This is a genomic window from Haloarchaeobius baliensis, assembly GCF_052060055.1.
Classification (GTDB): Archaea; Halobacteriota; Halobacteria; order Halobacteriales; family Natrialbaceae; genus Haloarchaeobius; species Haloarchaeobius baliensis.
Genome location: NZ_JBPPFR010000003.1, coordinates 501,035 through 518,158, shown reverse-complemented (window position 1 = coordinate 518,158; position 17,124 = coordinate 501,035). Strand labels below are relative to the sequence as shown.

The 17,124-nt window shown below is 65.9% G+C and carries 15 protein-coding genes; 7 read left to right on the top strand and 8 right to left on the bottom strand.

Features of this window, described 5'->3' with window-relative positions:
- Positions 1–324 precede the first annotated feature (324 nt).
- The 3 genes from ACSG06_RS19360 to ACSG06_RS19350 form a co-directional block, all read right to left on the bottom strand.
- Positions 325–1,857, bottom strand: a complete 1,533-nt coding sequence (locus tag ACSG06_RS19360; protein ID WP_440991935.1) for a Cdc6/Cdc18 family protein — start codon at positions 1,855–1,857, stop codon at positions 325–327.
- Between the two features lie 1,627 nt (positions 1,858–3,484).
- Positions 3,485–4,000: an HTH domain-containing protein gene (locus ACSG06_RS19355; protein WP_440991934.1), complete on the bottom strand. Its 516-nt coding sequence runs from the start codon at positions 3,998–4,000 to the stop codon at positions 3,485–3,487.
- A gap of 424 nt (positions 4,001–4,424) precedes the next feature.
- The gene (locus tag ACSG06_RS19350; RefSeq protein WP_440991933.1) at positions 4,425–4,601 is read right to left on the bottom strand and encodes a DUF7837 family putative zinc-binding protein; all 177 of its coding nucleotides are present in this window, start codon (positions 4,599–4,601) and stop codon (positions 4,425–4,427) included.
- 260 nt (positions 4,602–4,861) lie between these two features.
- Between ACSG06_RS19350 and ACSG06_RS19345 the strand changes: the two genes are divergently transcribed.
- Positions 4,862–5,173 (top strand): hypothetical protein, encoded by a 312-nt coding sequence (locus ACSG06_RS19345; RefSeq protein WP_440991932.1) that lies wholly within the window; start codon positions 4,862–4,864, stop codon positions 5,171–5,173.
- Between the two features lie 23 nt (positions 5,174–5,196).
- Here the strand turns inward: ACSG06_RS19345 and ACSG06_RS19340 are convergent, their stop codons facing one another.
- Together ACSG06_RS19340 and ACSG06_RS19335 are read right to left on the bottom strand one after the other, a co-directional pair.
- Entirely contained in the window at positions 5,197–6,201 is a 1,005-nt protein-coding gene (locus ACSG06_RS19340; protein ID WP_440991931.1) for a lipid II:glycine glycyltransferase FemX, read from the bottom strand.
- Entirely contained in the window at positions 6,198–7,841 is a 1,644-nt protein-coding gene (locus ACSG06_RS19335) for an alkaline phosphatase family protein (RefSeq protein ID WP_440991930.1), read from the bottom strand. The genes ACSG06_RS19340 and ACSG06_RS19335 overlap by 4 nt, the downstream gene beginning before the upstream one ends.
- Before the next feature lie 663 nt (positions 7,842–8,504).
- Between ACSG06_RS19335 and ACSG06_RS19330 the strand changes: the two genes are divergently transcribed.
- The 4 genes from ACSG06_RS19330 (at position 8,505) to ACSG06_RS19315 (ending at position 12,510) form a co-directional block, all read left to right on the top strand.
- Complete coding sequence (locus ACSG06_RS19330) at positions 8,505–10,745, top strand: hypothetical protein (RefSeq protein ID WP_440991929.1); 2,241 nt, start codon at positions 8,505–8,507, stop codon at positions 10,743–10,745.
- Between the two features lies 1 nt (position 10,746).
- Positions 10,747–11,250 carry a hypothetical protein gene (locus tag ACSG06_RS19325; protein ID WP_440991928.1) on the top strand — a complete coding sequence of 168 codons (504 nt, stop codon included), beginning with the start codon at positions 10,747–10,749 and terminating at the stop codon, positions 11,248–11,250.
- Positions 11,247–11,456 (top strand): hypothetical protein, encoded by a 210-nt coding sequence (locus tag ACSG06_RS19320; RefSeq protein WP_440991927.1) that lies wholly within the window; start codon positions 11,247–11,249, stop codon positions 11,454–11,456. Before ACSG06_RS19325 ends, ACSG06_RS19320 begins: the two co-directional genes overlap by 4 nt.
- Before the next feature lie 217 nt (positions 11,457–11,673).
- A complete protein-coding gene (locus ACSG06_RS19315; RefSeq protein ID WP_440991926.1) occupies positions 11,674–12,510 on the top strand; it encodes a beta-keto acid cleavage family enzyme in 837 nt (278 codons plus the stop codon).
- Between the two features lie 126 nt (positions 12,511–12,636).
- On the opposite strand, the gene ACSG06_RS19310 is transcribed toward ACSG06_RS19315, so the two are convergent.
- Together ACSG06_RS19310 and ACSG06_RS19305 are read right to left on the bottom strand one after the other, a co-directional pair.
- Positions 12,637–13,023, bottom strand: coding sequence for a DUF7979 domain-containing protein (locus ACSG06_RS19310; protein ID WP_440991925.1), 387 nt, complete (start codon positions 13,021–13,023; stop codon positions 12,637–12,639).
- A gap of 253 nt (positions 13,024–13,276) precedes the next feature.
- Entirely contained in the window at positions 13,277–14,341 is a 1,065-nt protein-coding gene (locus tag ACSG06_RS19305; RefSeq protein WP_440991924.1) for a GNAT family N-acetyltransferase, read from the bottom strand.
- A 250-nt stretch (positions 14,342–14,591) separates the two neighbouring features.
- Here ACSG06_RS19305 and ACSG06_RS19300 point away from each other — a divergent pair, with 250 nt between their 5' ends.
- Positions 14,592–14,840, top strand: a complete 249-nt coding sequence (locus ACSG06_RS19300) for a hypothetical protein (RefSeq protein WP_440991923.1) — start codon at positions 14,592–14,594, stop codon at positions 14,838–14,840.
- Entirely contained in the window at positions 14,840–15,958 is a 1,119-nt protein-coding gene (locus ACSG06_RS19295; RefSeq protein ID WP_440991922.1) for a GNAT family N-acetyltransferase, read from the top strand. The genes ACSG06_RS19300 and ACSG06_RS19295 overlap by 1 nt, the downstream gene beginning before the upstream one ends.
- On the opposite strand, the gene ACSG06_RS19290 is transcribed toward ACSG06_RS19295, so the two are convergent.
- Complete coding sequence (locus ACSG06_RS19290; protein WP_440991921.1) at positions 15,950–16,915, bottom strand: polysaccharide deacetylase family protein; 966 nt, start codon at positions 16,913–16,915, stop codon at positions 15,950–15,952. The two genes, ACSG06_RS19295 and ACSG06_RS19290, sit on opposite strands and share 9 nt — an antisense overlap.
- Positions 16,916–17,124 lie beyond the last annotated feature (209 nt).

Sequence of the window (17,124 nt, the reverse complement as noted above, 5' to 3'; positions counted from 1 at the left end):
GACAGCCACAAGACTCGCCGGGGGCAGGGCGAGATTCATCCGGGAAATCAGGTGACTGCACCCACGTAATTCTCGAAACGGTGGTGTGGGTGTGGATGTGGGTGTGTGTCGGGAATCAGGCTCGTGTGAGTAGGATGTGGTCCACTGATGGCGGGTACGGCACCGGTCTCGCACACGATGACACGGACCGGGGACCAGTCGCCCAGCTGCGGCCGACCGGCAGGGAGCCGAAGGACGGCCCGATCGGACCGACGGAGAATCGATGGACTGACGGAGAATCGATGGACCGACGGAGAGCGTAGGGAGGTTGACGGGAGCCGACGCTCAGGGGAGCGAGCGGTCCTCCCGGATGGTCTTGAAGTTGATGTTCGCGACGCGGGTCGTGTCCTTCAGCACCTCGACGGCGATCTCGGTGTCGACCTGGAGCTGGTACTGCCAGGCTGGGCCGCCGATAGAGCCGGCTGCGACCTTCTCGCCGTCGGCGATTCCCTGCATGTCCAGCTCTCGGAGATGGTCCTTGAACCGTCGCTGGCCGAGTTTGTCCGCGTCGACCTCCGACGCGATGCTCTTGTACACGCCGTAGATCGGCTTCGCGCGGACGGGGGCGTCCCCCGAGAGCTCGAGTGCCGTGAGCGCCGCCAGCGCGAGGTGTGCCTGGGTCGTCATCTCGCGCATCGCCTCGACGACCGCCTCGCGTTCGACGAGCGCCTGGGCCTCGCGAGCGTGTTCAGCGGTGACCATCGGCTGGTCGCTCTTGTCCGCCAGTTCCCCCGCCTTCCGGAGGTACTTGATGGCCTGCCGAGCGTCCCCCGTGTCCTGCGCCGACAGCGCGGCGATGAGTGGGATAACGTCGTCTGTGAGTATCCCGCTGCGGAAGATGTACTCGCGACCCGAGTTGTCGACCTGAACCGGGGTTCCCTCTATCGGCGTGTCGGAGTCTCCTTCGGGGAGATCCTCAGCCTCGACGTCGGTCGACTCGGTGCCGTCACCGCCTTCCTCCCCAGACGCCGACCCGTCCGACGTGTCGGGGGCGGACTCCTGCTCGCCCGTCGACTCGGAGTCCACCGATGCCGCGACCTCGTCGACCGTCGTCGCAGGGTCCTCGCCCTCGGGTAGACCGTCCTCCGTGGAGTCCTTGTCGATAGCATCTGCATCGACGGGAACGAGTTCCGTATCGCGGAACGCCTTCGCGGCCCGTCGTCGGAGGATCTGCTGGAGCTGCGTCGCATCGTACGGGGAGAACAGCACCGAGTCGTCGTACAGCGAGCTCTTGACCTTCGGACTGAGGTTGTCCCGCCACTGCAGGTCGTTGCTGATGCCGATGATGCTCGGGAACACGTGGTCGTCGACGTAGCCCTGTGCACGAGCCCGGGGGAGACTGTAGAGGATGCGGTCGTCGTCGCCCAGTGTGTCGATCTCGTCGAGGACGATGATGATGGTGCCCCCGATGTCGTTCATCGCCTCGAACATCATGTCCATCACGACGTCCGTGGCGTACCCCGTCGGTCTGGTCTCGCCGGTGAGTTCCTGGTAGATACGAGAGGCAGCCTTGTAGGAGGTGGAGAGGTCGTGTGACTCGCAGGAGACGTAGCAGGTGGTGAGATTCAGATGGTCGGACTCCTCCTCGGCGTGCTGCTGGAGCTCGGAGAGCTTCGCCTGGGCTGCGGCCGTCTTCCCCTGTCCTGCCTTTCCGTGCAGGAACACGTTGTTCGCACCGACACCTCGCGCTGCAGGGGCGAGAGACATATGGAGGTCGTCCATCTCGCCCTTCCGCTCCGGGAGTTCGTCCGGATAGTGCTCCTCACGGAGGACCTCCTCCCGCTTGAAGATCGGCGAGGTCTCGGAGAACTGAGTCATTACCGAGACTCCACACGGGCCTACAACATAAAACCCCGGTTTCGAGAATGTCGAGAACGTCTGGAATTTTGCTGTCGGGGTCCCACCACACCCACACCACCGTTTCGTGAATTCTCGGGAGAAGGGTGGGGTGGGGGAGAACAGTCGGTGAGACGTGGGAAGACACCAGATACGGGGTTCTCGATGGGTTGATACGGTCGATCTCGGTCATATGACGGCCTTCCTCCTATTATTATATATTATAACGTTAACGGTTAGTAGTAGTAAGGGGGAGAGTAGACGCTATCTGAAGCAGCTTCAGAGGGACTCAATCCAAAATCTACGACACTTTATATATAAAACACTGATTCATCACACATAGCCGACAGGTTTTCCCCGAGTTTCGTCGGAACCCACCCCACCTGTCCTGCCGTGAATTCGTGAAACGGTGGTGTGGGTGTGTCGCGCTCACGTCGTGTCTCGTTACCACACCGAGCCCCTCGCGCCGCTCGACTCCCTCGTTCCGATCGGCACTCGCCACCTCCCAGACGTCCCACATGTCCCAGGCGTCCCACATGTCCCACACGTCCCACATCACCGACCGTCCCTGTTCTCGCAAGATCCGCTGTCTCCACACAGGTCCACGTCCGTTCTCTCTCACTGTGCACTATCGTCCGTCACCTCTCGTTCCTCACCAACTCCTACCGCTCATCCCGCCATCATCTGCTGCTACCGCCCACCCCATCATCTACTACTGTCCATCCCATCATCCTCGACCGCTCATCCTCACGTGTTGCTGTTCTTCGTACGTGACCCGGTTGTGCTGACGCTCTGTCTTCGATTAATTCGTGAAACGGTGGTGGGTGTGTGTTCCGCCAGCTGTCTGGTCGAGTCGTTCGTTCACCGATGACCCGGTCAGCCGATGAATTCTCGAAACGGTGGTGGGTGTGTGTTCGTCGTAGCGACCGCTCAGTCCGTCAGCGTGGCCCGACAGCGCCCGGATCGGCGAACCGAGAGAGTCTCGCGATTGCACGTGAATTGCTGAAACGGTGGTGGGTGTCTCGGGCGATTCGTCCACCCCATCGACCGGTCTTCTCGACCTGTGTCCTGACCGGGGCACACGGGTCGTCACGACAGGCGTCCTCCGCCAGTGTCTCGAGGTCCGAAGCTCCCCCTGAATTGCTGAAAGGGGGGTGGAATTGCTGAAAAGGTGGTGGGTGTGTTCGCTGGTGGAGTCGGTAGCAGCGACTTACCCACCGACGTTTTCACCCGCGAAATTGCTGAAACGGTGGTGTCCCCCCGGCAGTTGGTCTGGAACGTCACCCGTCTGTTCAGGACCGCTTCAGCCCGGAGAACGCGTGGAATAGCCGGGCTCTAATCCGTGAGACAGCACAACTGATCCGTGAAACGGTACACCGAATTGCCGAAACGGTGGTGGGTGTTCCGACCCGTAGAACTGCATTCGTCGTTCCCTGGAGTAGCTCCGGATTACTGTGAAATTGCCGAAACGGTGGTGGGTGTGTGGCGGACTTCCAGCTGTCCGTCTGGAACTCGAGTCGGGACGGCCGCACGACCGTCGACACATGGGACCGGTGCAGGGGGACAGTTGAGGCTGTCCAGAATTGCTGAAACGGTGGTGGGTGTCTCGCTACGGCTCGGGAACGCGCTGCGGCTGGTGACGCTCGGTCTCGACCAGGTGTTCGAGCTCGGCGAGGCAGTCCTCGACGGTGTAGGCGACGCCATCTCCGTCGACCGACGGGGAGAGTCGGACAAGGGTATCACCGTCGTAGACCGCCACCGAGATGACAGGGAACTGGATGACCTCGTACCGCTCACCGACGTACTCGTTGGTGACGGTCCGTCTCGTGAACGCCGGTTCGAGCGTCCGGCCGGTCGCATCCGCCCAGCGGGTGAACTCGTCGTACTTGTCGCGAGCGAACCGGCACCAGGTGTCCTCGGCGGCGGGTGAGAGTTCGCGGGCCCACGTGTGGCGGGCGAACTCGTCGACCACATCCCGCTCGACCAGTCGTTCGATCCGCTGGATGACCTCGGTCTGTTTCTCGTACGTTCCGTACATCGATGCGCAGACGAACAGCTCGACTGTCAGCGAGTCGCTGTCGAGCGTCGTATCGTATTGTTGGATCATGATTCGTTCGGGTTGCACGGGTGGTAGACGACCGCAGACAGCAGACTGCAGATCGCAGGCCGGAGACCGCAGACCGCAGGCTGTAGACCGCAGACCGCAGATCGCAGCTCCCCCACCGGAAGTCGGTCGCCATCGAACACGGGAGTCGCGCTGTGAGAGACCCCTTCCCTGCGGGACCGGTTCGCCGTCGTGCCTGCGTTCTGGGTCCCGGGTGCTCTGGTACGTCGTCGCTACGGTGGACGAGCGAGCGTCCCCTCGCTACGGTGGACGAGTGAGCGTCCCCTTCCCGTGGCCGGTCACTGACCACGGTCCTCGGGTTCTCCTCCAACGCAGCTGTGCTGCTGGCAGGTGCGCGGCAGGTGTCCGGGGCAGACGCGCGGCAGGCAGGCGCCTGGCTCCGGGCAGGGACGCCACGGCTGACAGTCACTGGAACCTGTCCCGTTCACGGTCGCTGAGGGTGGACTACCTCTCGACAGTCGGGACAGTCGGCCCAGTGGCGTCGTCGCTCGTCCTCGATGTAGCTGATAAGCACATCCCCCCGTCCTAGTCGCGTCCCACAGTGTGGACAGTCGCCTACCTTCTGCCGATCCGGCCTGTCGAACTCTGGGCTGCGCGACATACGGTCGGAGTTCACACGGTCGGGATGCTTTGTTACAGACCGGCTACGTGCCTGGAAGGACCCTCATATCCACATCGGGCGGTCGGCTACCGACGACGACTGGACGGTTCACAGAGCCGGAGTGTCGACCCCGGCCCGTAAGCCGGACCTAGCTGAACTCGCCAGCTAACCAAGGACGCCCCGAGCGTCCGAACGGGCGAATGGCCATCGCATCCCCCGTGCAAGGAGCGAGGCGCCCAACTGCTGGCGCTGGCATCCTCATGGTGACGGTCGCGAAGTCACTCGATGCCCTGACGACGCTCGTCGGTCTCTCGATGTTCGACGACACCGAGGAGGTGAATCCAGTTATCCAAGCCGGGTTCGAGACCGTCGGCGTCTTCCCGGCGCTGTTCTGGCTCTCCGTCGCCAGTGTCCTGCTGGTCACCGTCATCACGGAGTTCGGGGTACTCCTCTGTGAGCGTCTGGACCGGCCAGCGCGGCTGGTCCGGTACGTTGGTTACGGTATCCCAACGGTAACGGCGGCGGCGGCCGCGACGCACAACGGACTACTCATCGTGCAGCTGTCGACCTGAGCGGACCCCGTTCCGCACCGTGCTCACGAGAGCAGCTGGTACATGCTAGCTGCGGCACGGGTCGGGAGCGTCGAGCGTTCGAGTCGGTAGTACCGTTCGAGATCGGGCGCGAACTTCGCCTTGTAGCCCGTGATCCGCTCGTTGTTCGCACCAAGGAAGTCGTACCGTTCGACGCCCCGCCCGGCAGCCTCCTGGATCGCGTGCCAGTCCATGAGGTCGTTGGGGTCGACGGGGATGTCACGCTCGCTCGTGCCGGTCCAGACGATGTGGTCGTCGTCGAGCTCGAGCGACAGCTGCCCGCCGACGAACGACCCATCCAGCTCACAGACGTACGGTCTGACCACGCCCTCGGGGAGTGTGTCGTAGAGAGCGGTCACTGTCGAGGCTCTCAGGGGGAATGCCACGTCCTGTTCGGCGTGGCGACGGCGGACGATGTCGATGATGGGCTCGATGTCGTCGCGGTCGCCCTCCCGGACGACGACGTCGTACTCCTCGGCTCGCCGCACGTTCGACCGCGCATCGGAGCTGAACGCCATGAACAGGTCGTCGAGGTCCCGCGTGAGGTCGATCACGTAGGTGTGTCTCGGGACGACCTGCCAGTCGCGCCAGACGAACGGTCGCGGGTCGTCGAACCTCGCCCCCGTTCGGGCGTGTACGAAGCGCGGGTCGATCTCGTCGTCGACCCAGTCGAGACTCGTTTCGACCAGTCGTGCGAGCCGCTTCTCGCGCCGGCGGGGTTTCAGCTGCTGGCGCTCGACGAGCACCGGGCCCATGTACTCGATCTTCAGGTCCGGTGGCGGGGAGAACGCCACCCTAACGGGGCCGACACGCCGATCGAAGACCGGGAACAGACCGATCGGTTCCTGTCCCTTCTTCACCAGGAGTGGGTGGAGCGCGGTCCCGGAGTCGCGAGCGAACACCTCGAGGCTCTCGAACAGGTGGAAGGGCGTTCCCTGGGGTGCGGTCTCGACGAGTTCGTTCCATCGGTCTCGGTCGGTCGGGTCGAGTTCCTCACAGTGGTAGCTCATTCTACCTCCCCGCGTGTTTCACGGCCGTCCGTACCGGCAGTGTAGCGCTGTCTCGCCCCGCTCCCGCCACCGTGGGGATACGGCGGATACCGCTCCTCAGGGGGGGTCGGGACGACCGTCAGTGGCTCCCCATCCATCCGGTGCGGGACGGGCACGCCGACCGACGCACACACCGTGGGGGCGATGTCGAGCAGCCCGGGCTCGCCGATGGACCGCTGCTGGTCGACGTTCGGTCCGGCCACGGCGACCGAGCCGGTCGGTTTGTGGTTCCAGGATTCGGTCGGCTCACTGAACTGTTCGCCACGGAGCGAGGCGGAGAGGAACTGGTCGAAGCCCGCCGGCACGACGATCAGATCCGGCGCCTCCTCGATGTAGGGGCCGTGGAACACCGATTCGCGCGGGAGGACCTGCTCGAACACTCGCTCGCCGTTCGGTGTCCGAGCGCGTTCGAGTGTGTCGATGAGTTCGGTCCGGACCGAGTCGTAGTCGTCGGTCGGGACGACACCGTCGGGCTCACGTCCGACGAGGTTCAGGCGGATGCCGAGCTCGATCCGGTCGCGCATGAACGCCATCGACTCACCGAAGTCGACACGACGGGTGCCCGCCCGGACGAGCTCGGGATCGAGCCTGTCGGCCACCGGTTCGGCCAGTCCGACACGGTCGAGATAGCGGTAGACCCGGTCTGCGGTGACGCCGGCGCGGGCGGCTGTCGCGACAGCTCGCTGGGCCGCCTGGTCGACGGCGTCGGTCAGGCTCCCACCCTGTCCGTCGTCCGTGTGGAACCGCTCGCGTGCGATGCTCGACCACGACGGCATCCCGGTCCCGTCACGGGTCGTCTCGACGTAGCCTCTGTCGGCGAGGTACTCGTTCACCCGGAACTCGTAGCCGTCGTACTCACCGATGCCGTGGTCGCTCGCGACGATGACCGTCTCGGGGTCGTGTTCCACCAGGAGCTGGCCGAACACGTCGTCGATGGCGGCGTACACCGATTCGACGGCGTCCCAGTCCCCCGGATTCTGGTGGAAGACGGTGTCACACACCTGGAACTGGACGAACCCGAAGTCGGGGTCGAACCGCCCGGCGAGGTAGTCGAACGCCTCGCCACGGGCGGCAACGCAGTCGCGATAGTGCTGGACCTGTTCGTCGCGATCGTCCGCATCGGGAGGGTAGACGCGGTACTCGGGGACGACCTCGCGGAGCTCGTCGAGCAGTCCCTCGGGGTGACAGGTCGGGTTCTCCGGCGCCACGTAGCCCGGAACGAGTGCGCCGGGGAACGAACGGGGTGGCCCGGTGACGGGAACGTTGACGACGACGCTCCGTTTCTCCTGATGGCCCAGGAGCTCCCAGAGGGAGAACTCACGGACGTCGTCGTAGTTCACGATGTCCCAGTCGTAGCCACGAAAGCGCAGGAACCCGAACACGCCGTGCTTCCCGGGGTTCACTCCGGTGTAGATCGAGGGCCAGGCACTCGGGGTCCAGGGGGGGAGCTGTGAGGCGAGCGGACCACTCGCGGCCTCGTCGTAGAACGCGGCCAGGTTCGGCGTCACGCCGGCCTCGAAGAGCTCGTCCAGGACCCGTGGACAGGCGGCATCGAGACCGACGAGCAGTGTCTCGAGACCCGCGTCCGACTCGGTTGGCATGTGGACGCTGAGAGCGGACCTCGACCCTTTGTTATGCAGCCATATGTGGGGGACGGCCCCGCGTTAGCCGGTGGACGACGAGCGTCTGTGTCCCGCTGGAAACGAGGGATCTGCTGGACGGGTTCGCGACCCCAGGAGCGTGGGCTTGGAGGGCAGTTCACTGCAGCCGGCGGTCGTGGTCCCAGCAGCTGCAGTTCGGTGAACCGGATACACCGCCGCCGACAGGTGAACGCATGACACGCCGTGTCGGTGTCCTCTGCCTGTCGGTGTCGCTGTTCTCGACCAGCCTTGGTCTGTGTTCTCAACCGGCCTGCGCCTGTGTTCTCAGCCGGCCTGCGCCTGAGTTCTCGCCCGGTCTGCGGTGGTCTCACCGTGCGGCGAACGACGGCGAACCGGCGGTTAGGACCCCGATACAGCGAGGTATGGAGACGTTTTCGGCCACGAGAACCGGTGCCGGGGATACGAAAGACGACGGTTACCCACGGAAACGCCTGCTTTCGCGGGCCCCGGAATACCGGTGACTACCGGTCCACAACCCACAGCGAACCGACGGTAACTGGTCTGTAATCGGTCTGTATCGTGCCGTCAACCGGTTGCAGTCGGGTACTGTTCGGGTGCGAGTTGGTGAAAATTACTAATGGGGTAGTGCCGGGCTACTGGCCCATGGCATCTGACAAGGCCAACGGTGACGAACAGACTGGTGGAGTAAGCAGGCGTGAAACCCTTCGATTCCTGGGGACAGCGGCCGTTTCGGCGGCGTCGCTCGGGGCGCTCGGGTCTGCTGCTTCGGCGGCGCCTAACGGCGAGTTCGGGACCGTGGTCGACCTCGGTGCGGAGGGGCTCTCGTCGGGCGACGAGATCGACCCCTACATCGACGAGTACTTCCAGAGTGGTAACGAGGTCCATATCCCGCCGGGCGAGTACGAGTGGAACGGTACCCTCTCCGGCCCGGACGACGGCGACGCGGCGCTCGTCGGCGACGGGGAGATCGGCGACGTCGAGTTCAGGGTTAACAGCACCTTGGGCGGCGAGTTCGCACACGGCAGCGGGACGGTCCTGTTCCGGAACGTGACCTTCCGTGGGGCCAACCCCGAGCCGAAGGCCGGCATTACCTTCGCCGTGGGCGAGGGTGGCACCCTCCGGTTCGAGCACATCCGTGCCCCCGACGGCGCGAGCCAGGAGGAGGACCGCTTCCTCTACGCCGACAGCGAGCACGCTGGCGAGGCCTTCGTACGCAACTGCTACTGGCAGGGGTTCGGTAACAACGGCGCCTACACCGACAACGGTCGCGTCGTCTACGAGAACTGCGTCTCGCACAACAACAACATCGCCGGCATCCGACTCGGCTTCGGCGACAGCGAGGTGTACAACTCGCTCGTCATCATCGACGGCGAGGTGCCGACGGACGGACAGAACTCGGCCAACGCTCGCGGTATCCGGCTGCGCGAACCGGGCGACCACGTCATCGAGAACTGTGACTTCGTCTACCGCGACGTCTCCGGGACTGGCTCGCCGGTCGAGCTCAGGGCCTCCGAGACGAGCGGTGTGCTCCGGAACTGCCGTGTTCTGAACGAGACGGGCCAGCCGGTCGTCCGGAACAAGAGCGACGACGCGAGCTGGAGCGCCGAGAACGTCCACATCTCCGGTGGCGGCGACCTCGAGATGGAGGGCGTCGACGAGGTGGACGTGACCCGCGGCGACGGCGCGACGCCGCCCCGAACCGACTTCGAGGAGTTCCTCGGGGCGCCCATCGACGCCGGGGCAAGCGAGCCCGACTCGGGCGGCGATAGCGAGCCGACACCCGAGGACTACGAGAACAACGTCGTGCTGCACGCCTCCCCCGACAATGAGGAGGCGGTGCCGGAGGTCACGCTCACGGTCACGGGCGACGCCGGCTTCGGGAGCGACGCGGAGTCTGACAGCGACAGTCTCGACGTGGTCGACCGCGGCTCGCTGATCACCAGCAGGGACCTCGACCCCGACGAACTCGACAGCTTCCTGTTCGACGGCGACGTCGTCGACTACAGCGTTCCGGACGGCTACACGGTCGACGTCTCGCTCAACGGGACGATGACGACGTTCGCCGAGCTGGTCGGCGAGGAGCCGACCGACGACGGTTCCAGCGACGACGGCTCGGGCGACACGACCGAACAGCACGAGCTCCGCATCTCCGCGTCCGCCGATAACGACGGCGACGTGCCCGAGGTGTCGGTCACTGTCACCGGCGACGCCGAGTACGGCCCGGAGTCCGAGACCGACGAGGACGTCGTCAGCGAGAACGACGACGGCACGACGACCATCGCGAGCCGCGCGCTCGACCCCGATGCGGTCGACTCGTTCATCTTCAGCGGCGAGCCGGTGGACTACAGCGTCTCCGACGGCTACGACGTCTCGGTCGCCGTCGACGGCGAACCGACCACGTTCGCGGAACTCGTCGGCGAGTCCAGCGACGACTCGACGGACGACGCCGCCGACGATGGGTCGACGGACGATGGGTCCACCGACGACGGTACGGACGACTCCACGGACGATGGGTCGGCCGACGACGGGAGCAGCGACGATAGCGGCTCGGACGACGGCTCCAGCGACGATTCGACGGACGACTCCACGGACGATGGGTCGGCCGACGACGGGAGCAGCGACGAGGAGCTCCCGAACGAGCTGGTCGTCGACAGCACCGACGCCGACAGCGTCACGGCGTACACGGTGACGGTCTCCGGCGACATCGTCAAGGACAACGCCGACAGCTCGGCGGCCGGGCTGTTCGACCGCTTCGAGGACGTCGCCCGCGACGGCAAGGTCATCGGGCTGGTCCACGACGGCACCGACGTCTACCGCTACTCCGGTTCGGTCACCGAAGTGACGGTCGACGGGAACGCCGACATCACGCTCCAGGGTGTCTGAAATGGCAGACAGGAGACGGGAACCGGGGAGCTCGAACGAGAGGTCGGACGAGAACCATCGGTCGGTCTCGATCACCGAAGCATCTGACGGCTTCGTGGTCGACGTGGAGGTCGACTGGAAGGACGCCACCGAGGAAACGGATGGGACGGACCTCGAGCAGGTTCCCGATGGCGACCGCACGGAAGGAACGGACGTCCGGGACCCGGGCCAGGAGGCCGAAGCGGAGCCGGCCGGATCCGCCGATGGGCTTCCGAGCCGGCTCGTCGTCGACGGGAGCGACACCCACGACGACGCGACCTACACGGTGTCGGTCTCGGGGAGCATCCGGCCGGACAGCGACGCGAGTTCGGCCGCCGAAGCCGTCGAACAGCCCGGCTCGCCAACGAACGGGCGGGTCGTCGGCATCGTCGACGGCGATACCCACGTCTACCGGTACTCGGGTGTGATCGAGGAGGTCTCCGTGAACGGCCACGTCGACATCCGGTTCGGGGGTGAGCAGCCATGACCGACCTCGAACAGAAGTGGGAGGACGCTGCACCGCACCCCCACCCCGAGACCGACCTCGAGTACGAGTACCTCTCCATCAGCGTGGTGAAGGCAGAGCGGTACGAGCGGCTGCTGCTGCTCCCGGAGGACGAGGACATGCTCCACGACGACGCCTTCATGGTCGTCGGCGAGAACGACCTCGTCGACCTCTCGGACATGGCGTGAGCAGTCCGAGATTCCCGGGAGGGGTCGCGACGCTCCGGCGGTCCCCTGCAGGTCCCGGCTGACGCGGCCACTCCACCGGCGCCACTGCCGCCGCTTCACGTTCCCTGCTGCGGCTCGTCCTGAAACACAGTTCCGGTCGTCAGGAACTGGCTACCGTCCGTACTGACCGGTACCCGGCTCAATACAAAACCGGGGCGTCCCCTCGAACCCGGTCAGCATGACCTACGAGGAGTATCTGTCCGGGAAGAAACTCGTCCTCACCGTCGCGACCACGGGCGGTGTCCACGGGAAGGACGCGAACCCGAACCTGCCGGAGCAGCCGGACGAGATCGCCCGTCAGGTCGCCGAGTGCGAACGACTCGGGGCCGCCATCGTCCACGTCCACGGCCGCGACGAGCACGGCGAGAACGACGCGAGCCGGCTCCAGGCGGTCAACGACGCCATCCGGGAGCGCTGCGACGACATCATCATCCAGAACACCACCGGCGGGCAGGCGACACTGCCCGAACGCATCCAGGGGATCCGGACCGAGCCGGCCCCGGAGATGGCGTCGCTCGACCTGGGGCCGTTCAAGCGCGACCAGCACATCATCACCGAGCACACCCGCCACAACATCGACCGGCTCGCGGCCGAGATGCAGGACAAGGGCATCAAGCCGGAGCTGGAGTGCTTCAACAGCGGCCAGCTCCAGGAGGCGAAGCGGCTCATCGACGATGGCCTCCTCGACCCGCCGTACTACATCAACATCATCTTCGGCGGGCAGGTGTTCACCCCGCCACACCCGCGGCACGTGCAGGCGCTGGTCGACACGCTCCCGGAGGACTCGGAGTTCAACATCCTCGCGACCGGCCGGCACCAGCTCCCGCTGACGCTGTTCGCGACCATCCTCGGGGGCCACGTGCGCATCGGGATGGAGGACAACCTCTACTTCGAGCGTGGCGCACAGGCCGAGAGCAACCAGCAGCTGGTCCGTCGGACCGTCGACATCGTCGACCACCTCGGTCGGGAACTCGCGACGCCGGACGAGGCCCGCGAGATGCTCGGGATGGACTGAGGGCGGTCGAATCCGATACCACGGGTACGAGGGACACGGACGACACGTCGAGACGGCGTCTGTTCCGGATTCGGAACCGGACAGTGCCGTCGACCATCGTGAGGATGCAGCTCCGAATCCTGCTTTTCACGCTCGTCGCTTCCGTCGAACTGATTCCCCGATACAGGCGAACCCAGCCAGCCCACTCGCAATCGACGCGATTCCGAACGCTGACTCCGGTTCGAAGTACATCCGCCGCTCGAACAGATGCCACTCCCCCTGATACCTGAATGCGATATCTCCACGTCCTGGCCCGGGCAATTGCCCGTCGCTTTCGAATACGAACCGCTCCCCCTCCATCGCCCGCTGCACGACCCGTCTGTCCTCGGCCGTGAGATCTTCGTAGTCGAACCGCCAGCGTGCATCGGTCGGGTCGTCGACCGTCCCGACGTAGCTGAACTCGTACCGGATCGCTCCGATTCCGAACGAAGTCGAGACGACGAGGAGGAGCACGACCCCCACGAAGAAGAACACGAAGACGGGGGACGGAGAGAGTCTCGAAAGACGACTTCCCATACGGTAAGTGCTGGCGGAAATTATATAAAATTCCTGTAAGCTCTCGTCGGTATATGAGAGGTGGGGGAAACAGGTTCAGCATCTGAATGACCGGACTTTGCACGGGAACCGCGTACAACAGGACCTGGACAAGTCCGTGTCACGACAGTCGTCTGTCCGATATACGGTACTCGACACTCCTCCCGTCGGGCCGACACCCACCGAAGCCGGCTCAGTACGTCGCCTTCTGGTAGACGTTCCGGCCGAGCTTGAACGCCGGCCAGCCGACACGGGAGTGGCCCTTCCGCCACTGGAGCGTCGGCACGGCCTCGCCGCCGTAGCGGGACTTGTACCTGAACACCGTCTCGTCGAAGTGGGCACCGGTCGCCCCGAAGTCGTAGTAGCGGTAGCCGTTGTCGAGGGCCCATCTGATGCCCCGTCTATGCAGGACCTCGGAGGGGTGGTGCGAGAAGCAGTCCTCGTCCGGGATGGCGGAGAAGTAGAAGTGGACCGTCTTCTGCTCGTCGTCGAGGATGTTGACGTACGAGCCGACCGGTTCGCCGTCGTGGACCGCACTGAACACGCGGACCCGGTCGGAGAACTCGGTCAGCAGGGCCTCGAAGAACGGCCGTTCGTACGGGACGCCACCGACGCGTTCGACGTTCGCGACGTAGTCGTCGTAGAGCTCTCTCGCGGTCGCCTGGTCGGGAGCCCGTTCGACGACCTCGACGCCGTCCTCGTCGGCCTGCCTGAGCGCGCGTCGCCGCCCGCTCTGCATCTCCGACTTGATGGCCGACCAGTCCTCGTCCAGGGCGATCCGGAACCGGCAGTTCACGAGCGTGGGTTCGTACCCCCGCTTCGCGAGCCACTTGCCGTAGCGCACGTAGCCGAGGTCGTTGGTCCTGATGGCGTGGTACAGGGTCCCGACGCCGGTCTCCCCGTCGAGGGCGTCGAACAGCAGCTCCAGACAGTCCCGCTCGTCGCTGGAGACGACCGGCCCGCCGAAGCCGGGGTCGACGCTGACGACCTCACGAAGCGGGAGGCGATTCCCGAGCCGCGTCGCCGTCGGGAGGTAGATCGGTCCGGCGAAGTTCGGGAGCAGACCGACAGGGTTGCCCTTCTTCGTGACGACGACGTGCAGCGGCCGGCACTCTGGGACGTGCTCCTCCACGAGCGCGAGCCACCCGTGGCGGTGGAAGACGGAGCCGAGGTCCGCCTGCTCGACCAGATTGTTCCACTGGTTCTCGTTGACCTCGTGGACACTGTCGATCACCTCGACGTCCAGGTCGGCGGTCACGGTCTGTCACCTCCGTCGCGTGCGACAGTTCGCTGGTGAACGGTCGGTTTCATCACGGTCAGCTTACCGAGAGCAGCATCTCGTTATGTGGTCCGTACGTGCCCCCCGGCGGACGCATACGGTTGCTAACCGGTTCGAACGTCGCGTTTGAGCGGGGCGGTGTCGTCCGTCCGTACCGGATTCGTCGAAGCAACCCCTTAGAACCGATAACGGTGCTATTACATTGACGCCACATCCGGATGGGGGGAGTATGCCGTGTCCGTACCTCGAGTACCGCCGTGCCGACGACGATGTCGAGTTCGACCACGAGCGGCCGTACTGTGCAATCCAGGAGACGTTCGTCTCGCCGATGCGGGCGGACATCTGCAACGACAGGTTCGAGTTCCACCACGCGACCGACTGCCCGGTGTTCCAGTCACACGCCGAGGTCGAGGCCGACGCGACCGCCGAGAACGTCGCTGGGAGGCTCGTCGAGTCTGACGGCCCGGCAACGGACTGATGGGCGACGGCCAGTCGGGGGGTGACGACTACACGATTCGATTCTTCGAACCGGCGGACAGAAACGACTTCCTGGGCCTCTACCGGTCCGTGATGGGACCGGCGACGGAGGCCTGGTTCCGCTGGAAGTACGAGGACAACCCGTACGTCGCCCACGTTCCGGTCGTCGTCGCGGTCGACGACACGGACGGCGTCGTGGCAGCGCGGCCGCAGGTACCCTACCGGATGCAGGCGGGCGAGACCCGGACCCTCGCACTCCGGTTCGGCGACACCATCGTCCACGAGGACCACCGGCGAAAGGGGTTGTTCACCCGGACGACGGCGTTCGCGATGGACTACTACTCCGGGCAGCCCCCCCGGTTCGCGTTCAACTTCCCTAACTCGCTGTCCGAGCCGGGCTACCGGAACGTCGGCGGCGAACTCGTCCAGGAGCTGGTGACACGGTACCGTGTCCACGACCCCGGAAGCGTCATCGACGAGGGGTCTCCCGCTGGCGCCGACAGTCTCGCCTCGGTCGGCGGTCGGGTCGTCTCGGCCGCGCGGACGGCCGAGCGGACCCTGCGCGACGTCGACTTCGGTGGGAGCGTCGTTCGGTACGAGGACCCGCCGGCAGAGCGCCTCGCGGGGCTGGCCAGCCGGGCGACCGAACGGCGGGTCCACGCGGTCCGAGACGAACCGTTCTACCGCTGGCGCTTCGCTAACCCGCGCTGGTCGTACGACAGCTACGTCGCCGAACGGGACGGCGAGGCGGTCGCTGCACTGATCACGGGAACCGCGAGAACCGAGCGTGGGACGGTGACCAACGTGATGGAGCCGGTCCCGATAGACCGGACGGTGCGGCCGCGGGCCGCGATGCGGGCACTCCTGGCGGCCGTCGTCGAGGACGCGAGCGACTCGACCCTCGTCGCCGTCGCCGGCGACACCGTCGACCCCGGGTTGCTGCGTCGCTTCGGCTTCCTGCCGGACGACAGACGACCGCTCTCGCTCGGCGCGTCACCGTCACGCCAGATCGCCTACGACCTCGCCGACGCCGGCGAGCAGGCCTGGCAGGTCGGTGGGCTCGACATCCGCCGACCGGAGAACTGGGCGCTCACCTTCAGCGAGCACGACTCACGGTGACTGGGGGTCGGCCGGCGTCGGGTCGTCGCCGGCCGTGTCGGACCGGGCCGCGAGCGTGCGTCGGGCGACCGACCGCATCGTCTCGACCGCGACGTCCGTCTCGTCCCGGTAGCGCGCCACGAGCTCACAGACCTGTCCGAGCCGCTCGTGGTCGCGCTCGGTGACGAGGTTGTTCGGGTGGAGCCAGAGGTGGAGGACGCCGTCGCGCTCGGCTGCCGCGTCCAGTCCCGACCTGACGGCCGCCACGACGGGGTCCTCCCGCAGCAGCGACGCCATCCGACAGCCGACGCCCTGGAAGCCGTACAGGTAGAGCGACGCGGGGACGTCGACGAGGCCGAACTCGTCGATGCTCGGTTCGACCAGCGGTGGTGCCGTCGGCCCGAAGGCCGCGGCCCTGACCTTGCCACTGCGGCTCCCGAGTCCACCCCCGTCGGTGGGTCGGACGCCGCGGTAGCAGAGGATGGGTGAGTCCGCCAGCTCTGACCGGTGGCCGACGTCGTTCCGGGGGAAGACGAACGACGCGGGGTCGAAGCCCGCCTGTCTGGCGACGTCGACGGCGAGCTCGATCTCGGTCCGGGCGAGCGCGGCCGTGGTCTCCAGCGCGCCGAACTGGACGTGCGAGAACGTGTGGATGCCGAGGTCGTGCTCGGTGTCGGCCCGGCCGATGTCGCCGACGAGCTCGGGGGCACAGAACAGTACCTCGTCGGCGAGGTCGCCGTCGCGCTCCGCACTGAACCACCCCGGCGGGGCCGGGATGTCGGGATGGGAGCCGTCGCAGCTGCTGAGGAACAGGTGGCCGACCACCGCCCAGGTCGCGGGCAGCTCGTGTTCGTCGAACACGTCCAGGAGCGCCCGCCATCCCTCACGGGCCGCCGCTATCCGGGCCATCGGTGGTGAGGACTTGTCGTGGAAGCCCCAGGCGAGTTCCGCATCGACCGACAGTACGACCGTTCCCATGTGCCGGGTCCGGTGCGGACGTACCGTTAGTATGCGGCCACTATCGCGTGTCGGCCGGATCGCGCTGGCACGACCGAAGGCAGCCGCCCGGTTCGTGTCCGTCCGGCCAGACCGGTCGCGTCCGAGACGGGGCGCACGACGAGCCCTCGAGAGACCGCCAGACGGAGTGGACCTCGCGCGGAGACGCAATCGTCGATATCGGTTAGACG

Coding starts and splice junctions, on each gene's coding strand:
- ACSG06_RS19360 (WP_440991935.1), bottom strand. CDS start 1,857: ATGACTCAGTTCTCCGAGACCTCGCCGATCTTCAAGCGGGAGGAGGTC.
- ACSG06_RS19345 (WP_440991932.1), top strand. CDS start 4,862: ATGGTGACGGTCGCGAAGTCACTCGATGCCCTGACGACGCTCGTCGGT.
- ACSG06_RS19350 (WP_440991933.1), bottom strand. CDS start 4,601: ATGTCGCGCAGCCCAGAGTTCGACAGGCCGGATCGGCAGAAGGTAGGC.
- ACSG06_RS19335 (WP_440991930.1), bottom strand. CDS start 7,841: ATGCCAACCGAGTCGGACGCGGGTCTCGAGACACTGCTCGTCGGTCTC.
- ACSG06_RS19290 (WP_440991921.1), bottom strand. CDS start 16,915: ATGGGAACGGTCGTACTGTCGGTCGATGCGGAACTCGCCTGGGGCTTC.
- ACSG06_RS19325 (WP_440991928.1), top strand. CDS start 10,747: ATGGCAGACAGGAGACGGGAACCGGGGAGCTCGAACGAGAGGTCGGAC.
- ACSG06_RS19340 (WP_440991931.1), bottom strand. CDS start 6,201: ATGAGCTACCACTGTGAGGAACTCGACCCGACCGACCGAGACCGATGG.
- ACSG06_RS19320 (WP_440991927.1), top strand. CDS start 11,247: ATGACCGACCTCGAACAGAAGTGGGAGGACGCTGCACCGCACCCCCAC.
- ACSG06_RS19330 (WP_440991929.1), top strand. CDS start 8,505: ATGGCATCTGACAAGGCCAACGGTGACGAACAGACTGGTGGAGTAAGC.
- ACSG06_RS19315 (WP_440991926.1), top strand. CDS start 11,674: ATGACCTACGAGGAGTATCTGTCCGGGAAGAAACTCGTCCTCACCGTC.
- ACSG06_RS19300 (WP_440991923.1), top strand. CDS start 14,592: ATGCCGTGTCCGTACCTCGAGTACCGCCGTGCCGACGACGATGTCGAG.
- ACSG06_RS19295 (WP_440991922.1), top strand. CDS start 14,840: ATGGGCGACGGCCAGTCGGGGGGTGACGACTACACGATTCGATTCTTC.